The 20453-nt window shown below is 29.5% G+C and carries 25 protein-coding genes; 3 read left to right on the forward strand and 22 right to left on the reverse strand.

The window, feature by feature from the left end; all coding sequences use genetic code 11:
• Positions 1 to 98: 98 nt before the first annotated feature.
• From F3K33_RS15035 to F3K33_RS15065, 7 genes are all read right to left on the reverse strand, one after another.
• Complete coding sequence (locus F3K33_RS15035) at positions 99 to 353, reverse strand: SHOCT domain-containing protein (RefSeq protein ID WP_039771429.1); 255 nt, start codon at positions 351 to 353, stop codon at positions 99 to 101.
• A 201-nt stretch (positions 354 to 554) separates the two neighbouring features.
• Complete coding sequence (locus tag F3K33_RS15040; protein ID WP_039771431.1) at positions 555 to 2663, reverse strand: methyl-accepting chemotaxis protein; 2109 nt, start codon at positions 2661 to 2663, stop codon at positions 555 to 557.
• 197 nt (positions 2664 to 2860) lie between these two features.
• Positions 2861 to 3589, reverse strand: a complete 729-nt coding sequence (locus F3K33_RS15045; RefSeq protein ID WP_039771433.1) for a YetF domain-containing protein — start codon at positions 3587 to 3589, stop codon at positions 2861 to 2863.
• Between the two features lie 318 nt (positions 3590 to 3907).
• Positions 3908 to 4495: a hypothetical protein gene (locus F3K33_RS15050; protein WP_039771435.1), complete on the reverse strand. Its 588-nt coding sequence runs from the start codon at positions 4493 to 4495 to the stop codon at positions 3908 to 3910.
• 90 nt (positions 4496 to 4585) lie between these two features.
• Positions 4586 to 5305 (reverse strand): serine/threonine-protein kinase, encoded by a 720-nt coding sequence (locus tag F3K33_RS15055; protein WP_039771437.1) that lies wholly within the window; start codon positions 5303 to 5305, stop codon positions 4586 to 4588.
• An 11-nt stretch (positions 5306 to 5316) separates the two neighbouring features.
• Complete coding sequence (locus F3K33_RS15060; protein ID WP_039771439.1) at positions 5317 to 5547, reverse strand: hypothetical protein; 231 nt, start codon at positions 5545 to 5547, stop codon at positions 5317 to 5319.
• Between the two features lie 360 nt (positions 5548 to 5907).
• Entirely contained in the window at positions 5908 to 6495 is a 588-nt protein-coding gene (locus F3K33_RS15065) for a cupin domain-containing protein (RefSeq protein WP_039771442.1), read from the reverse strand.
• A 242-nt stretch (positions 6496 to 6737) separates the two neighbouring features.
• On the opposite strand from F3K33_RS15065, the gene F3K33_RS15070 reads away from it, so the two are divergent.
• Positions 6738 to 7043, forward strand: coding sequence for a hypothetical protein (locus tag F3K33_RS15070; RefSeq protein ID WP_039771444.1), 306 nt, complete (start codon positions 6738 to 6740; stop codon positions 7041 to 7043).
• Between the two features lie 20 nt (positions 7044 to 7063).
• On the opposite strand, the gene F3K33_RS15075 is transcribed toward F3K33_RS15070, so the two are convergent.
• Positions 7064 to 7222, reverse strand: a complete 159-nt coding sequence (locus F3K33_RS15075) for a peptidoglycan-binding domain-containing protein (protein WP_012059150.1) — start codon at positions 7220 to 7222, stop codon at positions 7064 to 7066.
• A 333-nt stretch (positions 7223 to 7555) separates the two neighbouring features.
• On the opposite strand from F3K33_RS15075, the gene F3K33_RS15080 reads away from it, so the two are divergent.
• Positions 7556 to 8452, forward strand: a complete 897-nt coding sequence (locus F3K33_RS15080) for a cation diffusion facilitator family transporter (protein WP_012059151.1) — start codon at positions 7556 to 7558, stop codon at positions 8450 to 8452.
• Positions 8453 to 8645: 193 nt separating this feature from the next.
• Here the strand turns inward: F3K33_RS15080 and trxA are convergent, their stop codons facing one another.
• The 3 genes from trxA to F3K33_RS15095 all read right to left on the reverse strand — a co-directional run bounded on the left by trxA (position 8646) and on the right by F3K33_RS15095 (position 10398).
• Positions 8646 to 8963 carry a thioredoxin gene (gene trxA / locus F3K33_RS15085; protein ID WP_012059152.1) on the reverse strand — a complete coding sequence of 106 codons (318 nt, stop codon included), beginning with the start codon at positions 8961 to 8963 and terminating at the stop codon, positions 8646 to 8648.
• Between the two features lie 145 nt (positions 8964 to 9108).
• On the reverse strand, positions 9109 to 9711 hold the full coding sequence (locus F3K33_RS15090; protein ID WP_039771447.1) for a TlpA disulfide reductase family protein: 603 nt from the start codon (positions 9709 to 9711) through the stop codon (positions 9109 to 9111).
• 9 nt (positions 9712 to 9720) lie between these two features.
• Complete coding sequence (locus tag F3K33_RS15095) at positions 9721 to 10398, reverse strand: cytochrome c biogenesis CcdA family protein (protein WP_039771449.1); 678 nt, start codon at positions 10396 to 10398, stop codon at positions 9721 to 9723.
• Between the two features lie 301 nt (positions 10399 to 10699).
• Here F3K33_RS15095 and F3K33_RS15100 point away from each other — a divergent pair, with 301 nt between their 5' ends.
• Positions 10700 to 11056 (forward strand): NifB/NifX family molybdenum-iron cluster-binding protein, encoded by a 357-nt coding sequence (locus F3K33_RS15100; RefSeq protein ID WP_012059155.1) that lies wholly within the window; start codon positions 10700 to 10702, stop codon positions 11054 to 11056.
• Positions 11057 to 11144: 88 nt separating this feature from the next.
• Here F3K33_RS15100 and F3K33_RS15105 read toward each other — a convergent pair whose 3' ends face one another.
• From F3K33_RS15105 to F3K33_RS15150, 11 genes are all read right to left on the reverse strand, one after another.
• Positions 11145 to 11591: a DUF134 domain-containing protein gene (locus F3K33_RS15105; protein ID WP_012059156.1), complete on the reverse strand. Its 447-nt coding sequence runs from the start codon at positions 11589 to 11591 to the stop codon at positions 11145 to 11147.
• A 333-nt stretch (positions 11592 to 11924) separates the two neighbouring features.
• Complete coding sequence (ubiE, locus tag F3K33_RS15110; RefSeq protein ID WP_023975530.1) at positions 11925 to 12629, reverse strand: bifunctional demethylmenaquinone methyltransferase/2-methoxy-6-polyprenyl-1,4-benzoquinol methylase UbiE; 705 nt, start codon at positions 12627 to 12629, stop codon at positions 11925 to 11927.
• A gap of 116 nt (positions 12630 to 12745) precedes the next feature.
• The gene (locus F3K33_RS15115; RefSeq protein WP_039771452.1) at positions 12746 to 13372 is read right to left on the reverse strand and encodes a CPBP family intramembrane glutamic endopeptidase; all 627 of its coding nucleotides are present in this window, start codon (positions 13370 to 13372) and stop codon (positions 12746 to 12748) included.
• A 15-nt stretch (positions 13373 to 13387) separates the two neighbouring features.
• Entirely contained in the window at positions 13388 to 14287 is a 900-nt protein-coding gene (gene menA, locus F3K33_RS15120) for a 1,4-dihydroxy-2-naphthoate octaprenyltransferase (RefSeq protein ID WP_039771454.1), read from the reverse strand.
• Between the two features lie 126 nt (positions 14288 to 14413).
• On the reverse strand, positions 14414 to 15805 hold the full coding sequence (locus tag F3K33_RS15125) for a 4Fe-4S binding protein (RefSeq protein ID WP_039771456.1): 1392 nt from the start codon (positions 15803 to 15805) through the stop codon (positions 14414 to 14416).
• Between the two features lie 26 nt (positions 15806 to 15831).
• Positions 15832 to 16371 carry a FixH family protein gene (locus F3K33_RS15130; RefSeq protein WP_039771458.1) on the reverse strand — a complete coding sequence of 180 codons (540 nt, stop codon included), beginning with the start codon at positions 16369 to 16371 and terminating at the stop codon, positions 15832 to 15834.
• A gap of 77 nt (positions 16372 to 16448) precedes the next feature.
• A complete protein-coding gene (locus tag F3K33_RS15135) occupies positions 16449 to 16943 on the reverse strand; it encodes a DoxX family protein (protein ID WP_039771460.1) in 495 nt (164 codons plus the stop codon).
• 41 nt (positions 16944 to 16984) lie between these two features.
• Positions 16985 to 17812, reverse strand: a complete 828-nt coding sequence (locus F3K33_RS15140; protein ID WP_039771463.1) for a polyprenyl synthetase family protein — start codon at positions 17810 to 17812, stop codon at positions 16985 to 16987.
• A gap of 312 nt (positions 17813 to 18124) precedes the next feature.
• Positions 18125 to 18958: a prolipoprotein diacylglyceryl transferase gene (lgt, locus tag F3K33_RS15145; RefSeq protein WP_039771465.1), complete on the reverse strand. Its 834-nt coding sequence runs from the start codon at positions 18956 to 18958 to the stop codon at positions 18125 to 18127.
• A gap of 41 nt (positions 18959 to 18999) precedes the next feature.
• Complete coding sequence (locus F3K33_RS26415) at positions 19000 to 19140, reverse strand: hypothetical protein (RefSeq protein WP_155715492.1); 141 nt, start codon at positions 19138 to 19140, stop codon at positions 19000 to 19002.
• Positions 19141 to 19210: 70 nt separating this feature from the next.
• A complete protein-coding gene (locus tag F3K33_RS15150) occupies positions 19211 to 20314 on the reverse strand; it encodes a C40 family peptidase (RefSeq protein ID WP_039771467.1) in 1104 nt (367 codons plus the stop codon).
• Between the last annotated feature and the right edge of the window lie 139 nt (positions 20315 to 20453).

Genomic DNA, 20453 nt, shown 5'->3' on the forward strand with positions numbered 1-20453 from the left:
TCTCTTTTCGTGATTATATTATAGTGTAAGCCTATAAAAAAGACTAGAGCGAGACAATAAATTATAAACATCTCTCCACTCTAATCTTAATAATAAACCTAATTCTTTTGTGAAAGTACTGATTTTCTCTTCAAATATTCTTCTTGAGTTATTTCTCCTCCAGCAAATTTTTCATTAAGTATTTTCATTGCATCATTAGATTTATTGGTGTAGTTTTTAAATAATTTAAAAGCAAGTACAATTAATGCAATAAATATTAACATTCTAACTCCCATAGCTAAAAACATTCCCCCATATCCTATAGAGCTTGCTGCCCCAAAACCTCCATATCCTCCAAAACCGCTACAAAACATGTATACTTTCCTCCTTACACTTATAAATTAATTATTTTCTATGTAACTAATTATATAAGTCAATTATGGAGGAATTATGGAGATTTAGTTAAAAAATCTGGTGCCCAATTAAATCAAAGACAAGTTTCAAAATTTAAAGTAGATTAGTTTTATATAAAAAATAGAAGCCTTTACAAGCTTCTATTTTTCGATGTTAATTCCCTATATCTTAAATATGGATACTGCTTCTAATAATTTATCTGCACATTCTTTTGTCTTATGTGTTTGTTCTACAACTTCTTCTGTTAAATTAACTACCTCATTTGACTTATTTGCAATTAAAGTTGTTCCTGTAGCGCCTTCATTAGTTGCCTCTGCAACTTCATTTATAGCTGTTATAATATCTTCTGTGGAATTAATAAGCTCGTCTGATATTTCACCTATAGTGCTAACTAATTCATTAAATACAATAGCATCATTTCTATATTGTTCCCCTGTGTCTACAAGTTTGTCATAATCTTTCATCACCTGAGTTCCAATAAAATTAATTACTTCATTTGATGTTCCTTTAAGGTCATTCACAGCCATAACAACCTCTTTATTTATCTGCTGTATTTCCATTGTCGTTTCTTTTGAGTTTTCAGCAAGCTTCCTTATTTCATCTGCAACAACTGCAAATCCTTTACCAGCTTCTCCTGCTCTTGCTGATTCTATTGCTGCATTTAGTGCTAATAGATTTGTTTGCTCGGTTATTTCTAATATCCTAGCTGTTAATTCATTTATTTTATCTACTGCTTTAGATTTCTCCACTGCAACGCTTAAGCTTTCTTGCATTTTCAAAGTTATGCTGCTAGATTGCTCCCTTGATTGCAATGCGTCAGATTTAAGTTTTTTAGCTCTTTCCTCAATTTCCTTTGCAGTTACCTCTCCGCTTCCAACTCTTGATTCCATAGTCTTTATTATGGATTTCATATTTACTGATGAAGCATTTACTTCCTCTGTAGATGCTGCCGTTTCCTCCATACTTGCAGATAACTCCTCAGTTGTAGCGGATACATCTGAAATTTGGTTATTTAAGTCTACTATATTATCTTGTGTAAAGTTTATTGAATCTAAAACCACATTACATTCACCTTTAACACCAGTTATTATATTCCTTAATGATTTTTGCATTTCATTTATAGACTTAAACATTTTTCCTATTTCGTCTTCTCTATCCACATATTTTTTGTCAACCTCTACTGTAAGATCTCCTTTAGCCAGTAACTCCATTTGTTCTTCCGCGTATCTTATTCCTTTTGTCATTCTTTTAATTACAATATGTATTACAGCAATAACAATTAATAATGATAAAACTGCTGAAATTAAAATAACATTAAATATTTTATTATAGCTTTCTAATGTTTTCTCTTTTGGAATCTGGCTGCATAGTATCCAATTAGTCTTTGTATTTTCTAAGTTAACCGGATCTGCTACCATTAAAACTTCCTGTCCTTTTTTTACCGAAGTTCCATAAGTATAAAATTCTTTACCTTGTGAAGTTTCACTTATAACTTTTGCCCAAGTTGCATTATTTTGTTTTGCATCTTTCATCTTTAGGCTTGGATCTTCACCACTTGCTACATAAATACCTTGGTTAGATATTAGTTCAACTGTGCCTCCTAGTGGTGTTTTTTCTAATACAAGTTTTTCTAATGTATCGAGCTTATAATCTATAGATATTACTCCCAAGAACTTTCCACTATCGTCCAATATAGGCATAGCTAAAGATACCATTGAAATATCTTGTCCATTAACAGTATAAACTGTTGGTTCTGTAATATAAGTTCCTTTTAATTCCTTTGGCTTATTGTACCATGTCATATCTGTCTGATCATCATAGGCTGGTAATACTACTATTTGATCTCCATTTCTACTTGCATAAGGTATGAACTTTCCATCATCTGCAAACTCTTTTCTGCCTTTATAATAATCGTCTCTTCCATCAAATGCATTCGCCTCAAATGCAACTGTAACTCCAAAAATTTCAGGATCAGTCTTTAATATTTCTTTTTGAATTTCAATAACAAGATCTCTATTCTGAGAATTAAGCTTAATTTCATTGGTTAGTGCCCCCCTTAAATCCTTACCTATTGTCTCTAGCTTTTCAAAGTTAGATGTGATTTGTGCTGCATAAGATAAAGATATTTCTTTTGCTAAAGTTTCACTATCCATTATGCTTTTAGACTTTATTTGTACTAATATACTTGCAAACACTCCTATATAACACACAAGAATTATTGATCCTATTATTATGCTTATTTTTGTCCCTAAATTAAACTTTTTAATCATGCAACGTGTCCCCCCTTATGTTCTAATCTATTGCAACAATATAAGTAATTATAGCACTAATTTGTCATATATTGTAGTTTCTTAACGCAATTCTAACAGTTTTATACTGATTAGTATAATTATTGAGTATTTTTATTTTACAACCAAATCTTAGGTTAACATTTCTATTTTTTATTCTTTTAAAATACTAAATAGAGTTAATTATATATTGGAGGAATACTTCTCTTATCTTTCATATAATTTTCAAGAGAAACGTGCAGTTCTTTTTTTGTGTTCACAGATGCAAAGAAAACTTCATCCAAATTTTTTACATCAAGCTTTCTCAATTCTTCATGTAACCAATCATTAGAAAGTTCAAGTTTAGCAAGCACATCTTCATACACCTTTCCATCAATTATTACCGGATACGACAATGACGAGTTCTTTTTTTCTAACTTCATGTCTTCTATTGTAATGTTTTCCTTACTAGGCTGCTTTAGTATAGATAATTTACCGTTTGCTTCAATAATCCCCAAATATACGTCCTTTATATCAAACATCCCCTGTTCCCTTATCATTTGTAGTACGTTATCTATTGAATAACGCAATCTTTTAAGATTACTTTTTATCAGTTTACCGTCTACAACAACTATTGTAGGCTCAAAAGTAATAACATGACCCAACTTTCTATATTTAATTATAAGTTTTGAAACTATTATCTGTAATATTCCTATTAGCACAATTGCTACTGCAGTATGAATATGTGGTATTGCTGGATCTGCTATATCAGCTCCAACTACTGCCCCAAAAGTTATTATTATAAGAAAATCAAAAACCGGAAGTTCTCCAATGGATCGTTTTCCCATATAAAATGTTACTCCTAGCATCAGTGGCATGATTGTTACTATTCTTCCCCCTACTATTAGAAGTTCCTTAATTAATTCCATATAAACACATCTCCCTTAATGGTATATCTGTAATAATAGTGTTAACAAGTAACATAATAAACATTCATTATATTTTCTAATTGCTACCGTTTGAAGTATTCATCTATTAGCGCCAAATTTTTACAGCTTCTGATGAAACATTACTTGACCAATTGCTTGAAAAAATAGAATTAAAACTGTTCCACTAATTTATAATATATTTCAATAATTATTAGCATTTGTCAATTTTATATCATTCTTTTTGGCCTTATTGTCAAATGCTAATAACCTAAATTTATTATTGGCTCGTTGTCTTTTTTCATTTCCTTTGCTCTTAACTCAATTTTCTGAATCTATCATATTAACTTCATTAAATATATCTTGTATAAATTTCTCAAAGTTTTCCCTTTGAGTATGCTTATTATCTTTATATATCTCTTTTGAAGTTAGTATATTATTTAATTTTTCAGCGTTTAGTATTCTCATAGCTTGGAATTTGTTTTCTTCATATAAATCTCTTAAAGTTTCTCCTATTTTTAGAAGACTTTCATAATGAATCCCACTTGAAAATCCTCTGATTTCTGATTCATCTGTATATTCGCTGGCAAAAAATAAAGATTTAGCAAGCCACCCCTCATCAGCAATTCCCATTCTTGTGGTATTTGTTAAAACAAAGTTCAAGTATTCTGAGAACTCAGTAAATTCACCTGTAATAGTCTTTATTCCAACAATCGGATACCATAGTCCTTTGATTTTTCCACTATTTGTTCCTGATGATCTAAAAAAAGCTAGAGTTACTTTTTCTATTCCGTAAATATATTCAATACTTACATCAATTAAGCCAATCATTCTAAAAGGTTTATTAGAATACACATTAGCTCTGAAACTTTCATTATATATTTTTAATATTTCTATTGAATTTGACATAATACATGCCTCCTTCACTTAATCTTTTGATTGTTTTGAAATAAACCATGTGATGTTAAATATATAATATTAAATCACATGGTTTATTTTTTAAAATTTATTCATACTTTTTATTTTTTCAAGTTGTTTTCTTATTTCTTCAATATCTTTATAACTTTCCTCAATACCCATGAGTTTTTTTAGAAATATCTTTTCCTCTGAATTCAAATCAAGTTCTTCAAACCAAGGTCTTTCTTCTAATTCAGTTTCTTCATATGATGAATAATATAAATGAATTAGAAAGTCACCTATAAACCAGTAGTCCATCTCTCTAACATATTTTTTATTATCTATAATTCTAGCTAACCCAAAATCAATTAGCGATAATTCTTTATTTTCTTTCAATATTACGTTTGGAAGTCTAATATCCCGGTGTACAACATTATTATTATGCAGTACCTGTATTAGTTCTAGGATCTGTCCTCCGATTTCATAAATCTCACTTCTACTAAATTCATATTCATCTCTAACTAACAAGTCTTCAAAGACTATACCCTCTATATATTCTAAAATATATCCTTCTCTATATTCATCTTTAAAATTTGATATAAACTTTGGGAATTTAGGATTGTCTAAACCTTGTAATATTTTCTCTTCATAGAACAATTTTTCTCTAGTTTTTTCAAGCATATCTTCTTTTAATTGTTTTATTACAAACTTTTCACCTTTGTCATTTATAGCCAAATATGCAATCCCATATCTTCCCTCGCCTATTACCTTAATAATTGAATATCCATTTACTATTTCATTGATGTTGTAATACCTATCCATATTACTAATCTCTATAAAAATCTATCTATAATTCTATTATCTGCTATAGGATTCACTATATGGTCTGCTGTAAGAATAGCTTGCGTTGCTTTGTGATCTGCTGTCATTACTTCTTGATCTACTTTCATTGCTCTTTGACCTGCTTTCGTTACTTCTAGAATGACTTGAATTACTTCTTGATTTACTGTCACTGCTTTTAGATCTGCTTGCTTTATAATATCCATGTCCTTTATATGACTCATTTTGATAAGCTCCCATATAAAACACCTCTTTCGTATTTTTTAGCTATAATAAGCTATTTTTCACTTATATAATATGAATGAAATCTATGTTATGTTACTTAATTTAGATAAAAATACAATGGATATATCTTGCAGTTTTTTAACACAATTCTAACATCTTTATACTAATCAGTATAATCATACTGTGCGAGTTTAGATTTTTTTACTAATCCGCCATTTTCACAATTTATACCCATAAGTGATACAATGCCACAGATTGTCTAGATATATAATTTCACAGAAACTAAAAAAGTCTAACCCTATGACCGTAAATTGCTGGGTTAGACTTATATTATCTTAATTCTAATTTTCTTCAAAAATTTATTCAGAAGGTTTATTTACATTCACTGTGCCTCGTGGATGATGAGGCGGTGCATAAATAACGTATACTTTAAGAGGTTTGTTACCTGTATTAATAACATTATGCCAAGTTCCAGCAGGAACCATGATTGCAAAGTCATCACGGGCATTTGCTTGAAACTCTAGATTATCTTTGCTTTTTCCCATTTTAACAATTCCTTGACCATCTTCAATACGTATGAATTGATCAGTATCTGGGTGGATTTCTAGACCTATATCATCGCCGACATTGATACTCATTAATGTAACTTGGAAATGCTCTCCTGTCCATAAAGCAGTACGAAAGTTGGTATTTTGCTTTGTAGCTTTATCAATGTTAATTACCAAAGGTTGTGGTCCATAGTCTTTAAGATCCATTTTGCTATTTCCAGTTGCTGATTGTGGAATATCAGCCCTATAATCGTACTCCATTTCATCAAATAGCATAGAATATGGAACAGACCTGAAATTAGAATTCTGATATGTCCAATTATTATTGTATCCGTTCTCTAAGTTATAATCTGATGTTTCAGTTGAATAATCTACTGAATACATTCCATCATTATTCATACTTTTCTTCCTTGTTTATTATTTCAAAAATATAATATGTTATAATTTCATGGATGTTCTATTTTTTAGTAAATATTCATATTAAAAGATATTTTTTAATTTTTAATATCTACTTTAAAACATAAAGATTTAGAGACGCCTTATGAAGATTATAATTATTTATTTAATACATCCTATACTCATATTATTTAAATAAATATCATAGTTATTAATTATAATCTACATATAAGTGGGTGTAAGTCATGACAGGTTTTGAAAACTTAACTCCTGAAGATTCTTTAATTTTAACAAATGCAATTGCTATTTCACTTGCAAAAGGTAAAAACGCTGATGAAATAAATGTTATTGGAAATTTCCTTGTGGGTATAGGTTGTTTACTACTGACAATAGCCTCACAACAACAGTATTTAACTGTATTACAGGAATCTAGGAATTCTAATTCTACACAAAATAACAACAATAACAGCAACAACACCAATAATAATAATAATAATAATAATAATAATGCTGCTAAATCAACTGCAGCTGATGATGTAATAATTGGTTAGCTTTAGTAGATTAAATATACTTAATCTACTAGGGTTATCCCAAGATTTTCATAGAATTCCTTATTAATATCATGACATTCTTTAATACTATTATCTTTCCTAAATTTTATTACATATTGCTTCATTCCTTCTCCATATATGCCATCTAAATTTCCAGGATAATAAGCTTTTTCCTTCATTTTTCTTTGTATCTCAAAAACATCTGAGCCACTATCTCCAGGCTTTAAATTTACTAATCATTTTTTCAAAAGGGCCATATTGACCTGCGCAGTAATATATTTTTTATATATTTTAAATCTAGCATAATTCTTATACCCTATTCCATAGCTAATGATTAATTTAATCATTATAATCTCAATTCCAACACTAACTCTTATCACAATAGCTATCATTATCAATTGATAAATCACTTCAACATTAACCTATTGACTTTTAGAGCATATAAATATAATATAGTGTTAATTTGTTTTATCAAATGATAAAACTTATGTTAAATTATGGAGGCGTTTTATATGAATGCAAAAGTTAAAGTTGCAAGATTATCTCTATTATCAAATAGCATCCTAATAACTCTAAAATTAATTGTTGGACTTGCTACTGGTTCAGTAAGCATAATATCTGAAGCTATACATTCGACTATGGATTTGTTAGCCGCTATAATAGCGTTTTTTTCAGTTAAAATATCTGATAAACCAGCTGATGATATACATCCCTATGGACATGGAAAAATAGAAAATGTTTCTGGCGTAATTGAAGCAATTCTTATACTATCAGCTTCTATTTGGATAATAATTGAAGCAGTAAAAAAATTAACAATTCCTGGATCTGTGGAATCAATTGGCCTTGGATTTATAGTTATGTTTATTTCCTCTGCTATAAATTTTATGGTTTCCAGAAAAATATATAAGGTTGCTAAACAAGAAGACTCTATAGCTCTTGAAGCTGATGCGCTTCATCTAAAAGCTGATGTTTATACATCATTAGGTGTAGGAATTGGTTTGTTTCTTATATGGATAACTAAGTTGAATTTTTTAGACCCAGTTGTGGCTATTTTAGTTGCCATATTTATATTAAAAGAAGCCATTGAACTATTGATCTCTGCATTCAATCCACTTTTAGATACTAAGCTATCTAATGATGAAATCAAAATTATTCAAAATAGCATAAATAAGTTTTCGAGTATCTATTGTAATTACCATAACTTTAAAACAAGAAAATCTGGACGAATTAGGTATATCGAATTACATTTAGTATTTCCTGAAAATATGCGAATTAAAGATGCTCACGACGTATGTGATAGAATTGAAAATGATATAAAAAAATCTCTAAATTACTCCGAAATTATGATTCACTTAGAATCTTCAGAGTATAATCCTAATTGCGCTAAATGTAAGAATAAGTGTGATTAAAGCTAAGCTATACAGAATATATAATCATAATAATCTAGATACAGTTATACTAAATAAAGCGATGGATTAAACATATTCCACCGCTTTATTTGCAAATCTGCCTTCATACACTTTTAAAAGTTATTCAAACAAAGCGAAACTTTTAAAAGTAGATTTTTGCAATCCGCCTGAATTTAAACCTATATTCTATTATTTATAAATGTGCATTAATTTTATTTAGTATATTTTGTTTTGGCATAAAGCCTGCTAAATTCTCCACTGGTTTCCCATCTTTAAATACAATCATAGTCGGTACTGCATATATTCCGTACTTTTCTGCTATTCTTTCACTTGCATCTATATCAACTTTAAAGAATTTAGCTTTCCCCCTAGCTTCCATACTAGCTTCTTCAAATACTGGAGCTAACATTTTACATGGTCCACACCAAGTTGCGAAAAAATCAACAACTGCTATTCCTTTTGAGTTCTCAACATTTTCAATAAATTCATTACTGCTTATTATTCTAGCCATAATTAACTCCTCCAATTTATAATTTAAATTTTTCTTTTCCTACACTTAAAGTATAGTCTTATTTTCAAATTAATTCTGTGACTTAATCACCATATATTTTACTTCTTTGATTAATCAATACTTTAATTTTAATTTAATGTTTATCTCATTTACTCAATAATAGCTGCACTTGACTTTTTAATTCATCTTCAGTTATTTCTCCTGAATGATCTTCAATTATATTTCCATCTTTATCAATAAATAAAGTTCTAGGTATATATATAATATTATAATTTATTGAAGCAGTTCCATCATTATCAAATAAAATTTTCATCTCATAATCATTATCTAATATATATTTTTTAGCTTTATCCATTGTTTCTCTTTGACCATCTGTTAAATCCACCATTAAAACTGTTAATTCTTCTGCTTTATATTTACTTGAAAGTTTATTAAATAGAGGCATTTCTTCTTTACAAGGAGGACACCAGCTAGCCCAAAAATTTACTATAACAGGTCTTCCTTTATAATCTGATAACTTCACTTTATTAAGCTTTTCATCATATACAACAAAGTCCTTTTCCGCTTTTTTATCTTGTACAGTAGGAGTGTCAGTCTCTTCTTCTTTATCCTGAGAAGTATCTTTACTTATGTTTATATCTTTCTTATCATATTTGGGACCTAATGAGTTATATGCCAAATATGATATAGCTAAAAATCCTGCAAAACCTATTGCTGTTACTGTTAATATTAATTTTTTATTTTTCATAAAAACCTCCTAGATTGTAAGGAATGAAATTAATTTGTTTAGATATCCAGTCATAATTGCAATTCCTACAATTATAAGGATTAACCCAGATAACATATTTATAATTTTGTAATTTCGTTTTATTAAGTTAAAAGTATCTTTTAAGCTATCTATTAAAATAGCGCATATTATAAAAGGTATTCCAAGTCCTATACTGTATATTAAAAGCATTAGTGTCCCTTTTAATATATCGTGAGAGTTAACTGCAATCATTAAAGCTGCACTTAAGAATGTGCCTACACAATGTGTCCATCCTATTGCAAAAATCATTCCAAATAAAATTGATGATAAAAACTTAAAAGTTCTTATTTGCACATTTATCTTTGAACTTCTTTCTAAAAATGATATTTTAAATAACCCAATATAATTGATTCCAAAAACAATTAATATTAATCCGCTTATTATATTAATGATATTACTTTCAGTTTTTATGAAACTTCCAAAAGACCCTGCAAGACTTCCAAGCAGCGTAAATATCACTGTAAATACCAATACAAACCCTAAAGAATTTACTAATGCATTATACTTATTCTTATTATTTGTTATATTGTCTCCTGCAAAATACGATATGTAAAGAGGTATCATAGGCAAAATGCATGGTGATATAAATGCTATAATTCCTTCTAAAAATAATAGAAAATATTCCATAGCTTGTCCTTTCCTTATAAACATGAGATTTTATGATATATTACCTTTATTATACATTATAAATTATTTATAAAAATTTTTATGTGATTTAGTCACATTTTAATAAAGACCTAATATATAGATAAATAGCTTTTACTAACTTAGACTTATGTTGTAATTAACTGAAATTACATATTTTTTTATTAATTTTATATTATTGACATATGCCATTAATAAGTTTATTATAATATATAAATAGCATATGCCAACAATTTTATTTGCTACATATGCTAGATTTATATACTTATTGGAGGTTTATATTATGAAAATTGCATTACCCTCACGTAATAACAATATCGATGATCATTTCGGACACTGTGAATATTACACGATCTTCACAGTTGATACACAAGCCAAAAAAATAATAGATTCTGAAACCCTTGAATCTCCAGCTGGATGTGGCTGCAAATCTAATATAGCATCTACGCTTTCTGATATGGGTATTAAAGTTTTACTTGCTGGCAATATGGGTGAAGGAGCGGTAAGAGTTTTAAGCAACGCAGGAATAGAAGTATTACGTGGATGTTCTGGAGATGTAAAAGCAGTTGCTGAAAAATGGCTTGAAGGTTCTCTTATAGATTCTGGAGATTCGTGTCACAATCACGAATGTCATAACTAATATATCTAATAATAATAGACTCAATATTATATTGGTCTATTATTATTTACTTTCATAAGCTTAAGCTTCTATAACTTTAAATAACTTACTACTCTATATTATTTCCTTTACACCAATTTTTACAAAATCCTGCTTTTTTATTGCACATAACTTTATCAGATCCACAACTTGGGCATACCGCTCTATCTTGATCATAATTTATTTCATAAATTGTTTCACATTCTGCACATTTAAATTTACAAAGCTTTGTAGTATAATGACCACCACTTATCCTTATTGCCTTACCTTCTGTTAGAGCTGTAACTACTTTTTTTCTTGCGCTATCTATTATATTCTGAAATGTCTGCCTCGATACCTGCATTTTTTCAGCACATTCTTCTTGATTTAACTCCTCAATATCCTTTAATCTCATGGCTTCAAGTTCTTCCACTTTTAAAGCTATTTCTTCGATTTGACATTTTGGCTTTCCACATGGTACAAAATAATCATCTTCTGGGAAAAATTCCACTCTTCTAAATTTAGTTGGTCTTGCCACTTTTTTATCCTCCTTGGATTACTATATATTTAAAGCACGTAATACCTAAATCTATTATAAATATTGATATATATGATAAGGTTAAGTTCCTATATTTTTTTCTTAATCAAGTACCTTACTTTACTTACTAAAAGTTTAAATATAAGTTTATTAATGAAACCATATATTTAATTATACTAGATTAAATAAAATGCTTCAAATTTGTGTTAATACTTGTATTTAATTCATCAAAATAAATAAAGGCGGCTAATAGCTAGCTACCTTTATATTGTTTAATATTACTATAGTTTAACATTCCATTTTATAATAAATATATTAGATATAACTTTAACTTTATTTATTGCCATAATGTATAGATGCAATTCCAAAAGTTAAAGATTCATATTCTGAATTTTTAAAACCTATCTTCTCAAGCGCATCCTTAAGCTGCTTTTTATTCATAAAATTATTTACCGAATCTCTAAGATAATAATACGCTTTTTTATCACCTGTACCTATTGAACCTACTGCTGGTAACACATGATTAAAATATAAGTCGTATATATTTTTTAAAATAGGTATATTAGGTTTAGAAAGCTCTAAACATACCACTTTCCCTCCTGGTTTTAAAACTCTATACATTTCTGATAATGCTTTATTTTTATCTGGAATATTTCTTAACCCAAAAGCAATTGTGATGCAGTCAAAAGTATTTTCTTCAAAGGGCAATTCTAAAATACTGCCTTTAATTAATTCATACGTATAATCCTTTAATGATTGATTTAGCCTTTTCGCCCCAACGTTAAGCATTTCTTGGCTAAAATCTACACCAATAACTGTTGTATTTTTTCCAACCGCCTTACATTCATAATTAATCATTTGTCCTGTACCACAGCACAGATCTAATACTTGATGCCCCTCCTTAATATTACATATCTTTATTGCTTTTCTTCTCCATAATCTATCGATGTTTAAAGTTAATATTGAATTTAACATATCATATCTCTTTGCAATAACAGAAAAAATCTTTTCCACATCTGTTACATTAATTTCAGCCATTATAACCACCACACATTCTTTTATTTTATGCTTATAAAACCTAATAAGTATTTAAATTAGTTATATTTCTTTAAATTAAGCTTTTTAACTACTATTTTTGATTTCCATATATCTTATTACATTAGTGGAAACAAAACAAATACTGTGAAATCCCAAATTGCATGAGATATTATTATTGGAACAAGGCTTTTTTCTTTCTTATAAATCCATCCCCAATACATTCCACATACTAAGGCAGCTACCACAAGCATAAAGTTCAATGTAATTATATGAACACCAGCGTACAATAGCGTTGCAAATATATATCCTTTATCTTCTCCAAATTTTTTTGCAAGATTGTTTTGTATAAATCCACGCCAATATATTTCTTCTCCCGGCCCTATTATAAATAATAGTAGAGCTCCAATAAGTAATGAATTTCCTTGTGCTCTATTGCTATAAACTGATGCGATTTGAGCATCTTTAAATGGAAACAAATATCCTGAAATTATATTTCCAGCATAAAAAATAAAGTACAATATTATTGCTGAAATAATTCCGATTAATATGTGTCTTAACTTTATATTTCTAAATGAAATTAAGTTCTTTTCAGAAAACAAAGCTACCATTACTAACGATAATATGGATACTCCCATTTCAATCCAAAAATTAAATGGTTTTAATACAAATATTACAAACCACAATATTGTAGCTATAATTAATGAAGAAATAATGATCTTATTCTTACTTTTCTCTCTCTCCAAAACTTTGCCACCTTTCTATAAAATATAAGCTAAAAGTATAGATAAAATTAAAAGAATTCCAAATTGACCTTGAAGCTTTCCACTCTCTTTATCAAGTTCTGCGATATTACTACTTGAATCTCCAGCTGTTCTTAATTTGTTAATGTTTTTAACAGCAGCTGATACTGTTAATAAACAAATCAAACTTAAATAAGGAATATATTTAAAAATAATCATTATGATGAGTGAAATATACGAAAGTATAATCAAGCTTGAATATACTATTTGTGCATTCTTATAGCCTACACTTATTGACAGTGTTTTAATACCAGCTTTCTTGTCATGTTTTATATCCCTAATATCATTAGCATGCAATATTGCAGTAGTAAGAAGTGCTGTTGGGATTGATATTAAAAACGACTGCACGGTAAACTCCTGCATCTGCAAATAATACCCTCCAAGTGTCATCAATGGTCCAAAAATTATAAATACTAAAGGTGCACCTAATCCTCTATATTTGATCATTAACGGTTTTCCCGTATAAAAATATCCACATAAAGCTCCAACAATCCCTAAAATGAGAATCATAATGCCTACATTGTAAGCTAAAAACAAACCAATTAAACATCCTAAAATAAGTAATAGAATACCGCTTCTATAAACTTCTTTTAAAGTCAGCAAGCCTTCAACAACAACTCCGCTAGAACTATGAGATTCCTTTGTATCAACTTTATTTATAAAATCATCATGATCATTCAGTAAATTAACTGAAGCCTGCAGAAAAACAATCGCTATGATCGAAAGTATAAAATATTCAAGATTAAAATTAGGCTCTTTTAATGCTAATATTTCCCCAAGCACAACTGGAATTGCTGAAGCTGTTAAAGAAAAAGGTCTTGAAGCTCTGATAAATAACTTAATTTTTTCAATTGTCATTTTCTTTTAATCTCCTCTATCAACTAATCTTTCTTCATTTGTATTAATTTATTCTTCTTATAAGATGCAAGAAAAATAATATTATAGCTTATCTAAAATAATTTTTAGATAAGCTATAAAGGATCATTACATACGCATTGCCATAGGTAGTGAGAATAACATTATATTAACTACTGCTAGTAATATTAAAAGAATAGAATATACTATTGTTGTGCTAACTTTTTTAGATTCATAATTATTCTTCGATATTTTATATACAGTATATATTGAACCAAGAGTTCCAATTGCTATTAATATAAACTGAAACGCTTGTATCGTTGGGTCATCTAAAATAGCTGAAGATGTATGTTGAATTTCAACTCCAAATAATTCTATAAATGTATAGAATACAGATTTTCCTTCTGCTAGTAAATGGAATAAATTATGAGCTATATGTGCAGCCATATCTAATGGTATGAGCGCATATCCATACTTCGTGAAATTTTCTTTTAATGAAGCTTTATTAAATGTTTTTGCAACTAATCCTGTTATAGATAACAATGCTACTGGTATAGCCATAGCTATAATAAATGTTATAGTAAAAGTAATAGCATAATTTTGTGTTCCTGTTACATTTTCAAGCCATGCAAGCATTCCATCCCATATTTCTAACATTGTAATGTTTTGTACAAATACTATACCCATAATTACAACAGCTAAAAATGATGCATCTAATCGTGGCTTTCTAATAAACCATAATTCTTTAGTAGGTGGACGCAATGATATTTGAATTGAATTGTTAGGACAATTCTTTACACAATTACCACAGAAATTACATTCTGCATTATCTTCCATAGTTTTTGGGAATTCAAACATAGGACATCCTTCTGCCCTTTCACTCCCTTTATAACAATGTGCTGCTGTACATTTAGCACATATATCTTTTGTTCCACGTAATTGCAGCATCCCTGCTCTTGAATAATTTCCAGATAATCCGCCTAAGAAACATAGATATCTACACCAGGTTCTACGTTCCCAAAAAGCACCTGAGAATATTACACCAATTGTAATAAGTAGGAGTAATGTTCCTGAACCTCTAGGTGATTCAACGACTCCAAAAACGTGATCACTCCATGTAATTGCTAAGAACATTGCATCTATAAGCCATACTCCGTATTTTCTTAGAAATTTGGGTACTGGCTTTTTGCTTCCTACAAATTTTTGTACTACATCACTTAAGGCTCCAAATGGACATATAGCACACCAAAACCTACCTGTTAAAAATAATAGTATTGGAAGTATAGGCCACCACAATACCCAAGTTCCCGCTGTACCAAAGTTATCGTGAGCTTCGTCAGGTCCAGTTAGTAATTCAAACACGATGAATGCAAATACTATTCCTACAAATAGCTGAAATATTCCTGGATACCACTTACTTTTAATGAAGCTCTTAAGTATTTTATTATTTAATAAATTATTTCCTCTTTGCTCTTGTGATGCCTTTGTTTCATCACTAAGTTTCTTGTCCAACTTCGACATTAAACTATCACCTCTATTCTTTATCTTTATTTGCTACTTTTTTTCTTTACTGCAGCTACTATAATTATTACTACCACTATTCCTACAAATCCACCTATAACTACCCAGTTTGGTCCACTGCTAACCACATCCGCATCAAACTCTACATCCTTCTGTTCTCCATTTACCATAATGTTAGCTGTAATAACCCATTTACCTTTATCAGTGAAATTAATTTTCCCCATGTATTGACCATCTTTACTATTTTCTAATGATACTTCAATTGGCTTTTTACCATTCATATCCATGCCCATATCAGAGTTCTTGTCCATTTCTGCACTAATCTTAACATCAGCATTTTCAATTTTTTTATCATTATTATCATGCAATGTGATCATTACATCATTATCACCGGTTTTAACTTTGTTATCTTTATTAAACGTTAATTCTGCATTTATACCATTTACACTTTTTTCTGTTCCTTTCCCCATATCCATGTTACCCATTCCATCAGCAAAAGCTGCTGTTGAAAGGCCTAACGTAAGAATTAAACTTAATATTGCACCTCTAATTGTTTTCTTTTTCATTGTTTTTTGACTCCCTTCATTATCACGTCTAAAGACTTAATTTCTTTTTTGTTATATTTTTATTTTCTATGCTATATTTATTGTTTACCATATTTCTTTTTCCAAAAGGATACAATTAACTGATCAATCCCAATTTTATAAGCGTTTGCTCCAGCTGCCATTAAAATTATAGCTGCAGTATATAAAATTGGATTAGTGCTAGTAGTTCCTGCTAATAAGTAATTTAGATTCATAAATGCTCCACCAATCAAACCTGCTATAGTAAAAGCTCCAAGGATTAAACTAATACCAACAAGAAGTTCTCCGGCTGGAACTACATACGTGAATACTCCTACATTTGGCAAAGCAACACTTTCAACAAATCTTGCATACCACAACTGTACTGATGGATGATCTCCGGTTGCTTTAGCTAAAGCTCCTTTTAAAAATCCTGTTATCGCTACACCTGATTGACTTCCTACCCAGGTTGGATCCTTAAGTTTCTCTATTGCTGGAACTATCCATTGATAGCCTAGCCATATACGCAAAATTGTCCACACAGGAACTAAATATTTATTTCTAAAAAATCTCATTTAATGTCATCTCCCTTGTGATATTTATTATGAATTTAAGATTAAGCATTTTTTGTTTTCTTATTTGAAGATTCAAGTATATGATTTAAAAGACTATTCATGCTATCCTTATAAACCGAAGTCTCTAAATTTTTAATTGCTTGTTCAGCTTTTAAAGCAAACTCTTTAGCATCTTCAACCGTTATATTATTTTTAGTAGCGTTAGAATCACCATCTGTGCAATCATCAATGATTTGATATAACATTCCTAAATTTAAGCCGTAATTTTCCAAGGCTTCAATTTCTTCTTCTTTTGCATTAACTGTTTTTGCTCCAAGCTTACAGCAGGCAGCCATAAAGGATGCAGTTTTGCCTTCTATTATGTTAAAGTAATCCTGCTTTGTAATTTCATGATTTTGAGCTTGTTCAATTTCTGCAACGCACATTTTTTCAATAACTTGTGTAATTATTTGTTCTGCATCATTTGTTGGTAGTTTTAATAATATTGAAAATGCTTTAGCATAAAAGGCATCCCCTGCGAGAACCGCTATCTTTCTACCATATATATTATTTAACGTCTTTTGACCACGGCGAAATAAATCATTGTCAATTATATCGTCATGTACCAAACTAGCACTATGTATTAGCTCAATTGCTACACATAAATTAATTAATTGCATTCTCTCATCTATAGTCATTTCAGGATTTATAGCTTTAGCTGAAAGTATTATCAAACTAGGACGAAGATATTTTCCTGGAACCTTAAAGAAATATTCAAATATCTCTTGAGTTGAACCCGAACTAAAATCTTTTCCAATATTTTTTAAAATCATCTCAACTTCATAAAGCTCTTTACTCACAGCATTTTTAGCTTTTATAAAATTTGACATGACCTCACCACCTCTCAATAATCTAATCTTTTAGTATAATTATTTATTTTAATTTTTATATAATTGAATTACTGTTCTTTAGAGAGTATACAAAGAACATGTGTAGAAATTATGAAGATAATTTTATAAATAATCAAAATAATAATTACTTTCAGATCTGCTATATGTAATTCAAATTTAGTCAGTGTCACCCGTAACCTCTGGCATTAAAAATATAATAAGAGCTCCAATAAAAACCAAAATTTTATTAGAGCTCTTTAACTTTATAATATTTTATTTACCTCTAGTTGAAACACAAACACAATTCATTAGTTATCCTTGCACAAAATAAAATACAAATACAGATATTACCACCAATGCAATTAAAATAATTATTGAACTTGTTAAATTTACTTTATTCTCTTCCACATAAATCCTATCGTTTCCTGCGACCCTCTTGGATAAGAATATATAAATGGCTAATCCTATAATAACTAAAGCAAGACTTAATAAATGCGAAATTGAAAACGGACCCCAGATAACAGGATTTATTCTAAAGAATTCTACAATACCTCTTATTATGGCAAAAGCGATTAAGTAAATTATAAATAATTCACCTTCAAATTTTTTCTTGTAACTTCTTCTCCATAGAACTATAAATAATATATAGTCTAAAATAAACTCATATACTTGTGCAGGATGAAGCAGTTGCCCATTATAGTTAATCCCCCATATCATTATGTTTGCCATTGGTTTGCCAAATACATCGCAGCCTACTCTACCTATACCTTGAGCCAATGCAATCCCCACCACTGCAATATCTGCAAGTTTTAAAAATGATATCTTACTCTTAATAGAGTATATGTATCCTGCAAGCACAGCGGAAACAATTCCTCCGTGTATAGATAACCCACCCTCATTTATTTTAAATATTTCTCCTGGATTACTAAAATAAAATGATGGATTATAAAAAAGAATATAAAATAATCTAGCTCCTAATACACCCGCTATAACAACAATAAAAATTAGATTAAATATTATGTCTTCATTTATTCCTCTTTTTTCCCCTTGCTTAATTGCAAATGCTCCGCCTGTAATTGCAGCTACTGCTATCATTAGTCCAAAAAAGTATATATGTATTGGGCCAAAACTAAACAGTTCCTTCATACTATTAACTTCCTTCCTACAAATTTAAAATAACTATAAAACTATTTACTACACTTTTTCTTGGACTTACCATCTTTATTACAACAGCATCCCCCTGAAGCTTTTTTTATTACTTTGTGATAAAGAATATGCGCAACAAATAAAACTACTACCACCGTTATTGCTACTTCAATGACCATCATTCATACCTCCAACTACAATATCTTAATTTAAAATTTGATATTTTCTATTCTAATGGCTAAAAATATTAGCTTATTTAACTCTTCTTGCTGTAATATAATCTGGTCTATCTATTGATGATATTTTTATTACATCACCTGTTCTCGGCGCATGAATATATGTCCCATTCCCTACATACATTCCCATATGAGTAGGATTTCCGCCCTTACCATAGAATATTAAATCTCCAGGCTGTAGTTCGGATTTTGAAACTTCATATCCATCATTTATTTGGTCATAAGTTGTTCTTCCAAGGCTAATACCAAAGTGTGCATATACATATTGTGTAAAACCAGAACAATCGAATCCTGTAGAAGGACTTGTTCCTCCCCACAGGTAAGGAGTTCCTAAGAAATTTGAAGCATATGCTATTATGTTATTATCAGAAACGGGTGCAGATTTTGCGCCTCTCGATGCATTAGTAACTCTAGGTGCTTCATTTCTTATTTTATTTACTTGATTCATAGTTGCGCTTACTTGCACTTGAGATTCATCTACTTTTGATGCAAATAATTTTTCCTGATCTTTGGCCTCTTGAATAAGCTTCTTTTGATCTGCTATATTTGTATTTAGACTTATAAGCTTGTCTTCATTTTCGCTTTTTAATGCAAGCAAATCATTATACTTAACTTCAAGAGATGTTTTTTTACTTTCTACTTCTGACTTCTTATCATTTAAATCACTTATTACTTGTTTATCAAGTCCAATTATTTTTCTAATTGCTTCAGCTCTTGTTATTAAATCACTGAAACTTTCAGATTCCAATAAGATTTTTAGATAGTTAGACTGCCCATTTATGTACATAGCTCTTACTCTTTGATCTAATACATCTTGCTTAGCTTCTACTTCTTTTTCAACCTGAGTAATTTGCTTTTTTGTTGTTTTGATATCGTTTTCCATTCCAATTATGTTCTTCTTATTTGCTTCAATCTTCATCATATAATCTTCGATTTGATTATCCAACTCTTCAATGCTTGCTTCAAGCTTGTGTCGTTTATCTTGTAATTCCTTTAAAGAATTTTTATTTTGCTCCAATTGAGTTTGTGCTTGGTTAGATGTTGGTGCAGCAAATGCTGAAACTTGAGTAATCATCACTAATGCTGTTGCAAGCATAACCGTTTTAATTGTTTTTTTCACTTATATCGCTCCCTTATTTATAGAGTATATTCTCTTTTATTTATAGAGTAATACTTGTCTCTCTTTTGTAAATTCAATCCTATACTACACTAAAATTGTGTAGAAATTATGTAGATTCATATAAAGGAATACATTCCAT

Origin of the sequence: Clostridium beijerinckii, from assembly GCF_008705175.1 — a bacterium.
Classification (GTDB): Bacteria; Bacillota; Clostridia; order Clostridiales; family Clostridiaceae; genus Clostridium; species Clostridium beijerinckii.